Source organism: Veillonellales bacterium, from assembly GCA_039680175.1.
Lineage (GTDB): Bacteria > Bacillota > Negativicutes > JAAYSF01 > JAAYSF01 > JBDKTO01.
This window is the reverse complement of record JBDKTO010000044.1, coordinates 1-14,229: the sequence shown is the minus strand read 5'-3', so window position 1 is coordinate 14,229 and position 14,229 is coordinate 1. Positions and strand designations below refer to the sequence as shown.

At 36.0% G+C, this 14,229-nt stretch carries 13 protein-coding genes; 2 read left to right on the top strand and 11 right to left on the bottom strand.

The genetic code is table 11. The features are described 5' to 3' along the window. Positions 1 to 589: 589 nt before the first annotated feature. The 8 genes from ABFC84_07045 to ABFC84_07010 all read right to left on the bottom strand — a co-directional run bounded on the left by ABFC84_07045 (position 590) and on the right by ABFC84_07010 (position 8,341). On the bottom strand, positions 590 to 1,810 hold the full coding sequence (locus tag ABFC84_07045) for a tetratricopeptide repeat protein (GenBank protein MEN6412504.1): 1,221 nt from the start codon (positions 1,808 to 1,810) through the stop codon (positions 590 to 592). 301 nt (positions 1,811 to 2,111) lie between these two features. Beyond that, entirely contained in the window at positions 2,112 to 2,804 is a 693-nt protein-coding gene (locus tag ABFC84_07040) for a type II CAAX endopeptidase family protein (protein MEN6412503.1), read from the bottom strand. Positions 2,805 to 3,362: 558 nt separating this feature from the next. Beyond that, on the bottom strand, positions 3,363 to 4,352 hold the full coding sequence (locus tag ABFC84_07035) for a tetratricopeptide repeat protein (GenBank protein MEN6412502.1): 990 nt from the start codon (positions 4,350 to 4,352) through the stop codon (positions 3,363 to 3,365). A gap of 54 nt (positions 4,353 to 4,406) precedes the next feature. Next, entirely contained in the window at positions 4,407 to 4,844 is a 438-nt protein-coding gene (locus tag ABFC84_07030) for a hypothetical protein (GenBank protein ID MEN6412501.1), read from the bottom strand. A gap of 67 nt (positions 4,845 to 4,911) precedes the next feature. Next, on the bottom strand, positions 4,912 to 5,274 hold the full coding sequence (locus ABFC84_07025; GenBank protein MEN6412500.1) for a hypothetical protein: 363 nt from the start codon (positions 5,272 to 5,274) through the stop codon (positions 4,912 to 4,914). A 38-nt stretch (positions 5,275 to 5,312) separates the two neighbouring features. Beyond that, positions 5,313 to 5,789, bottom strand: a complete 477-nt coding sequence (locus ABFC84_07020; GenBank protein MEN6412499.1) for a hypothetical protein — start codon at positions 5,787 to 5,789, stop codon at positions 5,313 to 5,315. 601 nt (positions 5,790 to 6,390) lie between these two features. Continuing rightward, on the bottom strand, positions 6,391 to 7,677 hold the full coding sequence (locus ABFC84_07015) for an ATP-binding protein (protein ID MEN6412498.1): 1,287 nt from the start codon (positions 7,675 to 7,677) through the stop codon (positions 6,391 to 6,393). After that, positions 7,667 to 8,341, bottom strand: coding sequence for a response regulator transcription factor (locus ABFC84_07010; GenBank protein ID MEN6412497.1), 675 nt, complete (start codon positions 8,339 to 8,341; stop codon positions 7,667 to 7,669). The genes ABFC84_07015 and ABFC84_07010 overlap by 11 nt, the downstream gene beginning before the upstream one ends. A gap of 218 nt (positions 8,342 to 8,559) precedes the next feature. Here ABFC84_07010 and ABFC84_07005 point away from each other — a divergent pair, with 218 nt between their 5' ends. Both ABFC84_07005 and ABFC84_07000 read left to right on the top strand, forming a co-directional pair. Continuing rightward, positions 8,560 to 9,342 carry an EF-hand domain-containing protein gene (locus ABFC84_07005; GenBank protein MEN6412496.1) on the top strand — a complete coding sequence of 261 codons (783 nt, stop codon included), beginning with the start codon at positions 8,560 to 8,562 and terminating at the stop codon, positions 9,340 to 9,342. Between the two features lie 380 nt (positions 9,343 to 9,722). Beyond that, entirely contained in the window at positions 9,723 to 10,319 is a 597-nt protein-coding gene (locus tag ABFC84_07000) for a hypothetical protein (GenBank protein ID MEN6412495.1), read from the top strand. 602 nt (positions 10,320 to 10,921) lie between these two features. On the opposite strand, the gene ABFC84_06995 is transcribed toward ABFC84_07000, so the two are convergent. The 3 genes from ABFC84_06995 to ltrA all read right to left on the bottom strand — a co-directional run bounded on the left by ABFC84_06995 (position 10,922) and on the right by ltrA (position 14,053). Beyond that, positions 10,922 to 11,392 (bottom strand): hypothetical protein, encoded by a 471-nt coding sequence (locus ABFC84_06995; protein MEN6412494.1) that lies wholly within the window; start codon positions 11,390 to 11,392, stop codon positions 10,922 to 10,924. 510 nt (positions 11,393 to 11,902) lie between these two features. Next, complete coding sequence (locus ABFC84_06990; GenBank protein ID MEN6412493.1) at positions 11,903 to 12,496, bottom strand: hypothetical protein; 594 nt, start codon at positions 12,494 to 12,496, stop codon at positions 11,903 to 11,905. 240 nt (positions 12,497 to 12,736) lie between these two features. Continuing rightward, positions 12,737 to 14,053: a group II intron reverse transcriptase/maturase gene (gene ltrA, locus ABFC84_06985; GenBank protein MEN6412492.1), complete on the bottom strand. Its 1,317-nt coding sequence runs from the start codon at positions 14,051 to 14,053 to the stop codon at positions 12,737 to 12,739. Positions 14,054 to 14,229 lie beyond the last annotated feature (176 nt).

Here is a 14,229-nt window from a genome sequence, read left to right as displayed (position 1 = left end):
TCCCTCTGTCATTTCGATTCGATGTGTTTTTTTCTCTCTCGCCATAATAAATTAGGCCTCCTATGAATTTTATTTTATCATAGAAGACCCGTTTGGTATTAACTTACAGACTTTTTTTCACAGTCTCGCCAAGTCAAGAGGAATTTTATATTCACAGTCATTCCTTTGTACAGTAAGTTTCCTTTGGTAGTATAAATTTCACTTCTGATTCATCCAAACATTAACTAAACATATTTATGGAAAGCGTCTGGAAACAGGCGCTTTTTCTATACCTGCAAATTTCGTTGCGGCAGAGCCGCCCCTTGAAGGGACACGGGAACAGGGATTTCGTCCCCGTTTTGTCGGCTGTTTTGTCCTTTATACTGGGACACAGTCCCTGTCCCCACGTCCCTCAAGACGCGGTTTAGGAAGGCATGATTTCTTTTTATCTGTGCTCTACCCTTTTACACAAATTCAATAAAATCAACGTTCTTTCTGTTTATCAGTTTCGCTATTTTACATATATTCCACAGTGTTTTATAGATAATTGCCTTCCTAATACGTTGCATAAAACGATATCCGACACCACATCCCTATTACAGTCTTGCGTTTAAAACGTATGAATATCTATTATATTTGATGTACTACCGGTTATAACCCACTCTTTAAGATTCTCCCAATCACCATTTATTCTAGCATTCGCTTTTTTGATTGCTTTGCTATGTTCAACTGATAAATGTCGAATAGCTATTCTGTAATTAGTAATTGCTTCCTCGTTTTTACCAGCCAACTCCATAGCCTGTGCCAAATTAAAATACGCCTCACCGTCTGTTGGTTGTAATTCAACAATTTTGCAAAATTCGTTAATAGCTAGTTCATAGTCATGATTTCCCGCATATAAATCACCGCAAAGGCGATACGGCCTTATATCTTTTGGGGTTATTCCAGCAATCTTGTGAAAATCAGCTATTGCTAAATTGTAGTCTTGTTGTTTAGCATATAGGAGCCCTCTAATGTAATATGCTTCAGTTGATAGCGGGTTGACTTCTAAAAATTCAGAAAGATCACCTATGGCAAAGTTTACATTGCCCTCAGTTAGGTATAACATTGCCCGTTTAAAATATACATTTTCATATCTGGGATTTATCTCTATTACTTTAGTAAAATCAACCAAAGCCAAATCATACTGCTTATTTTCTTCATAGCAAATACCGCGATTAAGATATGCATCTATGTCACTTGGGTTTAGCTCAATTGCTTTTGAAAAATCATATATAGCTAAGTTTTTTTTACTCAAAATAAGATATGTAAGCCCCCTTAAATGATAAGAATTGAAATTCATCGGATCAAGCTCAATTTCTTTAGATAAATCAGTAATAGATAAATCATATTGATGTTTCCCATTATAACAAATTGCTCGAAGGAAATATCCATTAGCTGACAAAGGACTATATTCAATAAATTTCGATACATCAGCAATTGCCAAATCATATTGCTGATTACTATAATACGCATTTGCTCGATTATAATACACTTCCATATAGCTCGGACTAATTTCAATGACTTTCGAACAATCGTCTATTGCTAGACTGTATTGCTTCTTTAAATAATAGCTATTTGCTCTCAGCAGATACGATTCCATAGATTGTGGGTTAATTTTAATAGTTTCTCCAAAAGCAAGAATTGCCTTATCATATTCTTTATTTTGTAGTAGCAACTTTCCTCTTTCGTACCATTGCTCATAATTTACTTTTTCTTGTTCTGCAGCAAGACCTAGGCAGGGCATTAATAATATTATAGACATAATAACGCAAACAATTTTCTTTTGCATTAGCATCCCAACTCTCCTATTATTTCTTTGTTGTAAAAATTAAGCGTTATACGAAGGGACACGGGGACAGGGACACCATCCCACCAATAAATTCCATGAAGCTCTTCTCTTTTGTATTATTTACCATTAAATACAAGAACTCCTGCCATAATAGTTCATTTAGCAGGAGTTCACCACTGCAGAGATTGCCCCGTTATTCGGGACATAGTCCCTGTCCCCATGTCCCTCCATTGCCTTCCTTATTGCCTTCCTAATGCATTGTAAGAAAACAAAATTTCTGCCCCCGGATTTCATATAAATTTTAATTTGCTAAGATATAGTATGCAAATAACAAATTGCAAATAAATATAATATTATACAGCGTATGTAAAATAATCGGTGCGGTAAGTGTTTCATATTTGTTATAGACCCAGCAAAATAAGATTGACGTTATAAAATTCCACTCGCTCCTTATCTCCCCGTGATAGTAGTAAAATATTATTGAAGTTAATAGATACGCCAAAATTATGTTGTATTTTTTTATCGTATTAAACAATATACCGCGAAAAATTAATTCTTCACCTGCTGGAATAACTACTACTAGGAACACATAAGATATCAATGGCCAACTACCAAATAAGTTTATGTGTTCTTGTGCATATTTTTTTGCCATTTCGACTGGAGCTGTAAAATATAAAAGACCTGGAGTAAGAGTAACTAAACTTAAAATACAGCAGATACATATAAAATTACGCGTTTTAATCAATGTAATAACTTCTTTTTTTAAAATACTTAAATTAAACTCAGCTCTAGACTTAGAAATATAAAATAATGTAACGGGCAAGAAAAAAAACAGCATCCTAATAAATATATATATATAAGTTAGCATGGTTCTATCATTTATTAATAATGAAGATACTGCTACTTCATACATTAATAAAATTGCTATGTAAAAAAGAACTATCCCACAACAATCAACAATCGAAAACTTTGTATTAATATTGTAATCCTCCATAAAACCCTTCTTCCTATCTAAATGCGCTGCTCAAATACACCTAAAATACCTCTTTTCCATACTCAATAAAATATGCCGGTAGACAGGCTTCCCGATAATTTTTGCAACCTTTGCAAAAGTAAATTCCCTTTCAATGGGATGAATACCCCTTATTACAATTAGTCCAATACGGCAATATCTCCTGCAAAACTCTCACTAATAAACGGTAAATATTAGGAAGGCAATATTTTTTTATTTATTTTCTATATCTTTATACAAATTCTATAAAATCCACGAAAGAAAATACAAAAATGGCAAGGCTCAGAACCTCTGAAGCCTTGCCATTACTAGTTTTTTAAGTGGTGCGCCCGGAGGGACTCGAACCCCCGCAAGACGCGGTTTAGGAAGGCATGATTTCTTTTTATTCAATCTCTATCCTTTTACACAAATTCAATAAAATCAGCATTCTTTTCATTTATTATTTTTGCTATTTTACATATATTCCACAGTGTTTTATGGATAATTGCCTTCCTTTTTGCCTTCCTAGATACTTTCGTCTTATGCCTTACATCTGAAAAATCAATTATTAGATTCTAATTTATCAAGCAGTAGCTTTTTACATACTCTAGGCATTATATCATTCGGATTTAATTCTATCGCACGATCATAATCTTTAATAGCCAAATCGTACAATCCTTGTTGTCTATAAGCTCCTCCTCGAAGAGTAAACACAGCCCCATTGTTATTATCAAGTTGAATAGCCTTAGTATAATCAGCTATTGCTAAATCATATTGCCTTTTATCACCATAACACATTCCTCGGTTTATAAAAGCAGCTTGATAATCTGGACTAATAATTATTGCTTTGTTAAAGTCTTCAATTGCTGTATCATAATCTCTTAAAGCGTAGTAAACCAGCCCACGATTATTGTATGCATAAGCATAATCTTTATTGTAAGCAATAGCTTGATTAAAGTCAGCTATCGCTAAATCATATTTTCTCTTTTCCCTATATATATTTCCTCGATTATTATATGCAATATAGTATTTAGGATTAAGTTCAATTGCCTTGCTGAAGTCAGCTATTGCTAAATCAGAAATATGATTAGAATAATAAGATACTCCGCGATTATAATAATATTCTTCTCTGCCAGAATCAATTGCAATTGCTTTACTATAATCCGCAATCGCTAAGTCATAATTCTTAAGTTCATCATAGACATAACCTCGATTATAATATGAAACTGCATAATTCGGATCAATTTCAATACCACTTGTTAAGTCATCAATTGCCTTTTCATATTTTCCAATTCTAAAATAAGTTACAGCACGGTTATTGTAATAAGCAACTAACCTAGGATTGACCTTTAATGCTTCTGAATACACAGTAATAGCCATATCATATTGACCTTTTTTAAAATAATTATTTCCAAGGCTAAGTTTATCATTATCACTCGAATCTATTAAAGTCGGAGTATTTGAGTATGATGCATATACATGCGAATTTAATATAACAGCAAATATCGTAAGAAAGAAAAGAACAATTAAATATTTTTTTATTATAAACACCCCATCCTTAATTAAAGTACCATTCTTATTTTTCTAATACCCATTTGAAATCTGCTACAACTCATATATATGTATTTTCGGCTCATCAACTGATACAACGTCAATAATATCCCATTCACTACAGAATTCAAAATGTCTTAGCTTTCCTGGATAGATATCATCCGCTATAGTATTATCTTTTATATAATCCAAGTATCGCGATTTAGAATATTCCCTAGCTAATTTGCCTTCATAAACGTCATACTCATTCTCAACTATGTATGATTCACTTGAAACATTATAAGCTATATATGACGAAAAAAAGATTTCGATACGAATGCTATCATTCTTTAAAATTGGCTTTAATCCGCTAAAAGTTACCCCACTTATAGTAAGTTCCTCTTCCTGCTCACTTACTTCTCCTACCGTTAAATTTATGGTCAATGAAATATCGTCAATGCTATTAATATCCTGTAAGTATAAATATTTATATTTGTTTATCTCCGCAAACAAACTATCACCTCAAATAACTGTGTGCCAAAAAATCTTCCATTGCACGTGAATCATACTGCTTATGAATTTATGCGTCCGCCGAAATTTTAAACCAATCCACAATTTTAGTACTTGCATCGTTGCACTTTTTTATAAAAGCCTCATGATATTCTTTACGAATGTTCGTAACACCATATCCAAAATGCTCATCTAATTCATCAATTATGAATCCTTGAATTTCCTCAGTATCTTTTCCTTCGTGCAATAAAAATAATATCTGCATAGTTAAACAGTCATATTCGTCTTCAGGCGCTCCACCACTAATTAGCCCAACTGGATCCCATTCATTCACAATTTTTTCTAATTCTTTATATCGCCTTGAGCATTTTTGCTTTATCTCTTTCTGACGTTCTCTTTCCAAATGTATTCTCGTAATCATCATCTCTTTCACCATTAATTTTTTTCCGGTATAACAATTGCCATTTATTTTTATAACTGCTTATTATATTCCACTAAATCTTGAGATAGAGGGAAGTAATTCATAAAATTATCTATAATAATATCGTTTCTACTGATGGCTAAAACAAGTGAGCTATCCCACGGCACTATTTCAATATCTGCTAGTGGATGCTGTATATTTAGTGTTGACCTCCAAAATCCTTCAAACCCATCTGCACAAGGTAATTTATACTTTAAAACTTCTTCTAAGGAAACCCCTTTGGGGAAGCCTGATAAGACAGCCCATATCCATTGGAAATCTTCTATTTCGATCATATGGGTCAGTTCTTCTCCAGTAAGCCAAGCATATTCTTTTGATAAAAGTTCAGCATAATTACTATCTTTCGGATAACAAACGCAATCTGTTATTAACCAGTTATATTTTAGCTGCTCGCCCTTAATGGCCGCAAATACCTTCCCCATATAGGTATAGTATTTTTCACCCTTGTTTAAAATAGCACCTTTCAAGTTAGTCACCCCTAAAACCATTAATTCTCTTATGATACAATCTTTCCTTTTTTGACTCAAAAAAAGTTCAAAATTAGAGGAAGGCAATATTTCTTTCTTTATTTTCTATACTTTTATACAAATTCTATAAAATCTACAAAAGGACATGCAAAAATGGCAAGGCTCAGAACCTCTGAAGCCTTGCCATTACTAGTTTTTTAGTGGTGCGCCCGGGGGGACTCGAACCCTCGCAAGACGCGGTTTAGGAAGGCATGATTTCTTTTTATCTGCGCTCTACCCTTTTACACAAATTCAATAAAATCAACATTCTTTCCATTTATCATTTTGGCTATTTTACATATATTCAACAGTGTTTTATAGATAATTGCCTTCCTTATTGCCTTCCTATCTTTATTTGTTTCTAAACTATATAATTCAAATGAATTGCATTTTATAAAACTTTATTAATTCTAGTATCATCTACAGAAATTAAATATTTCTTCTTTTCTATAATATTTTTTCATCTTCTATGATGGAAGCAGAAAAAACCATCCCCGCGCTTCTCCTTTTTATTAGCTCTGGGATTCCTCGCAGAATTACATGATAATATCCCTTTCAATGATTACCGTTTGGGCAATTTTATGGTAAAAGTCGATCCTACTTCTAAGGTGCTGACAACTCCAATAAAACCGCCATGTTCTTCAATAATCCATTTGGCAATGGCTAACCCTAATCCTGCACCGCCAACAGAACGTGCTTTATCAACTTGATAAAAGCGACAAAATATTTTATCAAGCATTTCGGCAGGAATTCCTTCTCCGGAATCAGCTACAATCAGCATAATGTCAGTACTCGTTTCTAAAAGCGTAAGAGAAATGGTTCCGCCTTCAGGCGTGTGGCGAATCGCATTATCTAGCAGAATACCAATGACTTGCTTGATACGTCCTTCATCTCCGTTATAGCTAAGCGGCGCAGATGGTTCAAAATTTAGCGATATTCCTTTATTATCTGCTACTGGTTTAAAGGGAAGCAATGTACAAGTTATTGCGTCAGTAAGTAAAAAAGGTTGCCGCTGTATAAGTTGGTGGTGAGCGTCTGCGCGGGCTAAAAACAGCAAGGAATTAACAAGAGTGGTCATTTGTGTAACTTCTTCCTGAACATTTTGCAGCCAGTGACATTGGCTGGCTACGGGTTCAGACTTGTTATCCAGTACGATATCAAGATTGGTCTGTATGACAGCAAGCGGAGTTCTTAGTTCATGAGAGGCATCTGACAAAAAATCTTTTTGCTGCTGCCAAGCGGCCTGAATAGGAGTCAGAGCGTGGTTTGCTATAAAGAAACTGCCGAAGAAAGAAAGAATAAGACAGACAAAACCGATAACCATAAGCACTGTAAGTTGAATATCAAGCATTTTGTTTTCTTGCGCAAAATCTTGAAAAACCATAACTACTTCAGCAGAACTAGGTTGCAGCGCCTTCAAAAAATAAAAATCGCTGCCAGCAATTTGGCAAAACCCACTATTTTTATTGTTTTGCAACACCATTTTAATGAGCATGGCAAGATTTTCGCCAGATAGAGGCGGATTGGTGGATTGAAACACAACATCTCCCCCAAAAGATGTCTTGACAAAAAAGCTATGGAATGGGGTCGGCAACGGGGGAGCCAGAGGTGAATGGGGCGGCGGATTATTCGGCGGCTCAAAACCCGGGTGTTCTAACTCATGGCTTACCGGCAAATCATGAATATTACCGGCCAAAATGTCGCTCATAATTTTTTTCGCTAACATTTCAGAATGGCGATTTATTTCTATATGGGAAAAATAATAGGTACCGCTAATCAACAATGAAAAAAGCAAGAAAATAACGGCCACATTAATCAGCGTAAGTTTTAGCCTTAATTTATAAAACATCGGCTTTTTTCTGGAAGAAGTATCCAACTCCGCGAATTGTTTTGATATTGGGAATATTGAGTTTCTTACGCAAGTAAAAAATATAAAGATCTACATTGGTCAAGGCAGTTTCGGTAGAATAACCCCAGACCTTTTCCATAATTTGTTCTTTTGTAATAACTTGTTCGGAATTTCGCATCAATAATTCTAAGAGCAACGATTCTTTTAAAGTCAAATGAATGGCTTGTTTATCCTTTATTACCTCGCTGCGTAAGGGATTGAGGGTTAGTCCGGCAACGGATAATGTATTGTCCACCAAAAGTTTATTTTTCCGGCGGGTTAAGGCCCGGACTCTTGCCAACAGTTCATCTGAAAAAAATGGTTTTACTAAATAATCATCAGCGCCGGCATCCAGACCAGCAACACGGTCTTGGGGTGCGTCCTTTGCTGTCAGAAATAGTACTGGAGTATCAAAACCTAATCGGCGAAATTCAGTTAATAAATCTATTCCGTTACGACCAGGAAGCATATAATCTAAAATAAGCATGTCGTATATTCCGGTAGATGCCATGTCCAAGCCGTTTTCTCCGTCCTGGGCAGTATCTACCGCATAGCCGTTCTTTTTCAAAAGATGTGCAAGTGCTTCTAACAACTTAAATTCATCTTCTACTAATAATATTTTCATTATGAATCCCTCGAAATCTCAACAGCCTTGTCAAAATTTTGCCATCCTTGGATTATTCTATTATTATAAACGATTTCTCTTTGAATTTCATTTACTTAACTCGCCTTTTCAAAACAAATTCAAAGAAATTTTCTTTTCTTTTGACAGGATAATCAAAAGAATTTCCAATTAATCTAGGCGATAATATAAATAGAAAATTAAAAACAGGAGGTAAAAATATGAGTATCTCATCCATAAACGATAATTTAGCCACTCTATTAAATCCATATTCCTATCAGTACACCAATTCCAATAGTACTACTAATAATACTAAAACAACTAGTAAGGTAGAAGGGTTGACTGATACCAATTCTTTCGGTGACACGTTTCAAATGTCAATGATGCCGTCTCCACCTCCGCCGCAGGCGTACAACAGCAATGGATCTAGCACTGATTCTAACAGTGATAGCAGCGATGCTTCATCGACCAGCACCACTCTTTCGGCATCTGAAATGTTTAGCAAGCTAGATACTGATAGCGATGGCTCACTGACCGCGACAGAATTTATTGCCGGACGACCAAGTGATGTTAGTGAAGAAATGGCAAAAAATCTGTACAGCAGCTTTGATACAGACAGTTCCTCTGCACTGACAAAGTCGGAATATGAAACAGCAATGAGCAATGCACCAAGCAGTGCGGATAGCAGTACCGATACTTCAGCTTCCAGCCTAGCATCAAAAATTGTAGCCAGCCTAGATACTGACGGCGATGGTGTATTGAGCCAATCTGAAATCGAAACAGCCCTAAACAGTGCCTCCCTTTCAGCTACTAATTCCTCAGACAATGCTGACAGCACTTCTGATTCCAGCAGTAAAGCTTCCCAGTACGCGTCAATGATGATGATGGCGCCTCCGCCGCCTATGTCAGCTATGTATAACAGCAACACATCTTGCAGCGGGTTAAGCAATTTCAGCAGTCAAAGCTATAATCATCTAAGTACTGTAAGTAAAATTAACGGCTAAAGCTCTATACTTTTCCAATTGCATTGACACAATTATTTTTTATTTGAAAAAGACTGCCATCTCAGAGCAATCCACATTGCTGTGAGATAGCAGTCTTTTGATTTGACGAGAAAGACCAGCTAGGTGAGAATTCGGTCGAGTAGAAGCGCACCTCACGGATCAGGTCAAACGGTGCAGAAAAAGGCAATAAGAGTTTACCCTCATTACCCTGCAAAAACCTAAAAACATATTACCTTATGAGGCAAAGAGCCATCACCTGACTCATATAAAAAACAATTAATAATTTATATTAAGCTCGTTTTTCAAAGACTTTTCCAATAATAGCTTACGATATCTTTATAGAAGATAATATTTTAACTTTTTTAAAAGGAGGTGTTTACATGATTCATTCAACTGGTTCCACATTAAATTATGCTGCCAATAATGTAAATCTTTTAAGTTCTTCTGAGACGAAGGCAACACAACCTTCATCTCAGACCCAGCAAGATACCGCTACGTCTAAAAGTACCGATGTCTCTGCAGCATATTCAGTAGAAATCAGCGCTAAAGGTACCACTTTAAGTTCACAAAGTTCCCTATCATCTACAGCGGACACACTGCAAGCGACGGTAGCAGCCGATTCCTCGCAGCCGCAACAAGCTGACGCTAACACCCAAACTCAACAACCTAGCATTTCTAAAGCATACTCCGTAGAAATCAGTCTGACAGGTGCACAATTGAGTTCTCTCAATTCTTCATCCACCAGTATTGCCACTAAAGCAAGCAGCGACAATAGTGATAGTTCCGATTCCTCTTCTACAGAAAGTCTTTCACAATACAGCGATTCTCAGTTACAGCAGATGGTGAGCAACGGTAAAATCTCACAGAGTGATTACAATACCGAAATCGCGAAACGCAAAGCAGAGAAAGAAACGACAGCCGCATCTACAGCCGCTAACCACACAGTCGACAATTCAGAGGTTTCAAAGTCAGCTTAATGCATGGAAAGATACTTTCGCACAACAAAGGGTCGCTCAAAATAGGCTTTTTATCCTATTTTGAGCGATTCCTTTGTTAATTTAGCGCGCACACGAAACACGGACAGGTGAGGTGTTTACTGGAAACTCAGATGAAACACAGTGCCTGTCCCCATGCTTCCCTCAAATATTCCTTGGCAATACAATAATTTTTCAGCTAAAACCGTTACCTCCACCTATCAGAAATACTTCTGATACCTACTCTTAAAACAACGTTATTATTCGCTCAAAAATCATCAATTTTTCTCTTTCTACTCTCATAAGAAAGCGCCGTTACATACAAATTGCATACAAAATACTAAAAAAGCACACAAAAACGGCAAGGCTGGAACTCTCCAAAGCCTTGCCGTTATTAGTTTTTAGATGGTGCGCCCGGAGGGACTCGAACCCCCGCAAGACGCGGTTTAGGAAGGCATGATTTCATTTCTTTGTTATCTATCATTTTACACAAATTCAATAAGATCAACGTTCTTTTCATTTATCACTTTAGTTCTTTTACATATATTCTACAGCGTTTTATAGATAATTGCCTTCCTTATTGCCTTCCTACCTCTAATTCTAATTTATTCGTTTGATAAATTATTAAAATGTTCTTTTGCATAATTAACCACAGATTGGTACTTTTTCGTTTCTCTTGCAGAATACGACACAGGACACCACATTGATCCAGCCATATTGAAACAGTGGATTACATTTCCTTTAGAATCAAAACACTTTATAATTAATACTTTAGATTTTTGATCTTTGATATCTAAATTAACTTGAATATCTTCATATTGTATGTCATTGAATTGATCGCCAAATAAATGTCTAGCGCTTTCAATTTGTTCTTGCTTTCCCTTTTCAGAATATTGTTTACGGTATGAAACCTCAATAATATTCTCACTTAAAAATTTAACGGACTTTGTATCAAAAAAAAATGACTCTTCCTCAGTCGATAAAATATATTGAAAATTATTATCTGAACCTGTTTCAGCAAAAGTTACATTAACAAATACCAGCAATAAAAAAATTAAACTAATTAGCTTTCTCACGAAATTATCCATCCCTCATTATTATCTTTTTTCCGCCGTTTCTTTGCCTTCATTCTCGGATTCCATTAGAAGACAGCAAGGACATTCTTATTATTTAATCCATCCGACTGAAGCTATCCCTGTATTTTCATGATATAGCTCAATTACATAATTGTCCTCTTTGCAAAACAACCATGTATCAGAAGATGCAGAGGGTCAGGCTTGCGGTATTGTAAAATTGCGGTATTTCAAGCATTGATACTCAATAATTCACTGCTAATATGGCAATATCGCAAACCAATACCAGTAAACCTTTTTCGCTTTACATCATATTTTATGGGATTATGCACAAGCAACGAGCCAAATAACGCAATAGCGCAACCCTGACCCGGTTTTCCCGCTGTTAATAATCCCTTCTGCCTGACTTCATCAGCATAAACAGGACACTAGCAGGGAGGCTTCCGCTTGATTCTTACAATTTAAAGTTGACTCACTGGGAACCGTCCCCATGATTCTCCCTCATGATTCTCCCTAATTAATTCCATATCTCTTTTCATACTTTCCCATTTTATATTCAGTCAACAAATCCATACTATCTAGTTTTTTTAGTTCATCAAAAAACTCTGCTGGAAGTAGTACCTTATACATCTTTGAGTCATTGGTTTTAAAAACAATATATCCTTCTGTAGCATTTACCATTTCCTTTATAGCATCATCTTTAAGAGTAAAGACTATTCCATTCGGAAAAACCATAAATGAAGTTTTGTCATTCGTAATCAATATTTCTTCACCATTTTTCAAAATTGCAATATTAGGATGAACATCATTGCTATATATAGGATATAGTACATCTGTCTTTTTCATTTCTAGAGTTAGGAGTGTAAATTGGTAACCCGGAATTGACTTTCCAGCCTTAAAGTCATTATCTATGTCACACTGCTTAATTAACATAATTCCTATATTACCAGTCATACGGTTATCTTTTAAAAAATTATCGGATAACCTAATTTGCATCTGATCCGGAATACCATAACCTATTTTACTTACAACTGTTGTTATCTTTGCAAATGCTGTTAGCTGTACTACAAATAGCAAACAAAAAACTAAAGCTAGAATTCTTTTCACAACAAAGCCCCCATTGTTTTTGTATAGAATAACATTGCAGAGATTTTATGTCAAATTTGACGAGATATGTGTATACTCTAGATTAAAATTGTCAAGGAAATAATGCCGATGATTAATCCCCCGAAACGTTATATGATAAATTTCCACATGATACAGATCGAGTAGCCGGGGCATCACTGCCCCAAGCCCTCACAGAACCGGACGTGCCCAATTAAGGCATCCGGCTCTTCACTTTATCATTCACATAATGTAGCTTTTCCCTATTCCTAGTTCAAAAATATTAACAAAGGTATGCGCCTTGAACAGCGGGTATTTCTTCAAAAAGAGCTCAAATTTGACCCAGTTAAGACTCTTCCTTTGACTTCTGCGATTAAGCCATTTGTAAAGAAGTTGTCTGGTTTCCTCAATAAAATCGCCTACTGCATATCTATTGCCCGTGACACCATAATATCTACAGTATCCCTGCAATTTTATTCTTAATTTTTGCATAAGCTCTTTTATTGGTTCATGTCTATTTGTTTTCAGCCACTCTTTAACCCTTAATAGGCTCGCTCTATATTTCTTCTTGCTTGTTTTTCGTCTAACTATAGTCTGACCATTGCTGTTCTTAGCGGAATAATGAGTAAACCCCAGAAAATCAAAGTTCCCTGGCGTATTATCATTATCATTATTCTTCCTTTTTCCTAGGCTAATAATTTTGGTTTTCTCGGCTGCAATTTCGAGATTAAACTCTTTTAAGCGCATTATAAGCTGCTGATAGAATTCTTTTGCTTCGTTTTCGTATTGAAAACAAAAGACGGCATCATCTGCATATCTTACCATGTATGATGAGCCTTTACATTGTCTGCGTATTCGTTTTTCAAACCATAAATCCATTACATAGTGCAGATAGACATTCGCAAGTATCGGTGAGATTGGTCCTCCCTGTGGTACTCCTTCGGGCGTATCTTTACGGATTCCAACTTCCATTACTCCAGCCTTCATAAATCTGCTGATTAGCCTTTGTATATTCGGGTCAGCTATCCGATGTTTTATGAATTTCATCATCCATTCATGATCTACATGGTCAAAGAAACCCTTTATATCTGCGTCTACAACATAGTTAATTGCTGGCTTGTTTACGATAGCATTTAGCACTTTCAGCGCGTCATGGCAACTTCGTTGCGGTCTAAATCCAAATGAGCATTCGAGAAAGTCCTGTTCATATATGGCATTCAAGATTTTGGCTAAAGCTAATTGTACCAGCTTGTCTTCATATGCTGGTATTCCTAGCGGTCTTTTCTTATCTGTTCCGGGTTTTGGTATATATACCCTTCTCACAGATTGTGGCTTATAGGCTTGTCTTTTCATCCTAGCTAACAAGTCATTTATGTTTTCTGCTAGGTTGTTTTCGTATTCGCCTTTAGATACTTCATCAATACCTACTGCCTTTCTCTTGTCCATTTGTTTATGACAGGCTTCTATCATTTCGGCATTAATCAGGTGAGCGAGAGAGGTAAACTTCTCTTCTGGTTTCGCTCTGGCTACTTCTGCTATCCTTGCCAGTTTTGTTTCCATACGTTTCCTACCTCCGCGTGTAGTATATGTTTCCCTATTAAGGTCGATATTGTGTTACCGCCTTTCCTCTGCAGGCATTACCCTGCTTCATCAGTACTATGCAGTAATCTGACTCCCTGCCGTATTCGACGTTCTAGCTTTATTATCGCTTGTTTGCCTTACTTTCTCTGCGTAAA

Coding starts and splice junctions, on each gene's coding strand:
- ABFC84_07005 (MEN6412496.1), top strand. CDS start 8,560: ATGAGTATCTCATCCATAAACGATAATTTAGCCACTCTATTAAATCCA.
- ABFC84_07010 (MEN6412497.1), bottom strand. CDS start 8,341: ATGAAAATATTATTAGTAGAAGATGAATTTAAGTTGTTAGAAGCACTT.
- ABFC84_07015 (MEN6412498.1), bottom strand. CDS start 7,677: ATGTTTTATAAATTAAGGCTAAAACTTACGCTGATTAATGTGGCCGTT.
- ABFC84_07000 (MEN6412495.1), top strand. CDS start 9,723: ATGATTCATTCAACTGGTTCCACATTAAATTATGCTGCCAATAATGTA.
- ABFC84_07040 (MEN6412503.1), bottom strand. CDS start 2,804: ATGGAGGATTACAATATTAATACAAAGTTTTCGATTGTTGATTGTTGT.
- ltrA (MEN6412492.1), bottom strand. CDS start 14,053: ATGGAAACAAAACTGGCAAGGATAGCAGAAGTAGCCAGAGCGAAACCA.
- ABFC84_07045 (MEN6412504.1), bottom strand. CDS start 1,810: ATGCAAAAGAAAATTGTTTGCGTTATTATGTCTATAATATTATTAATG.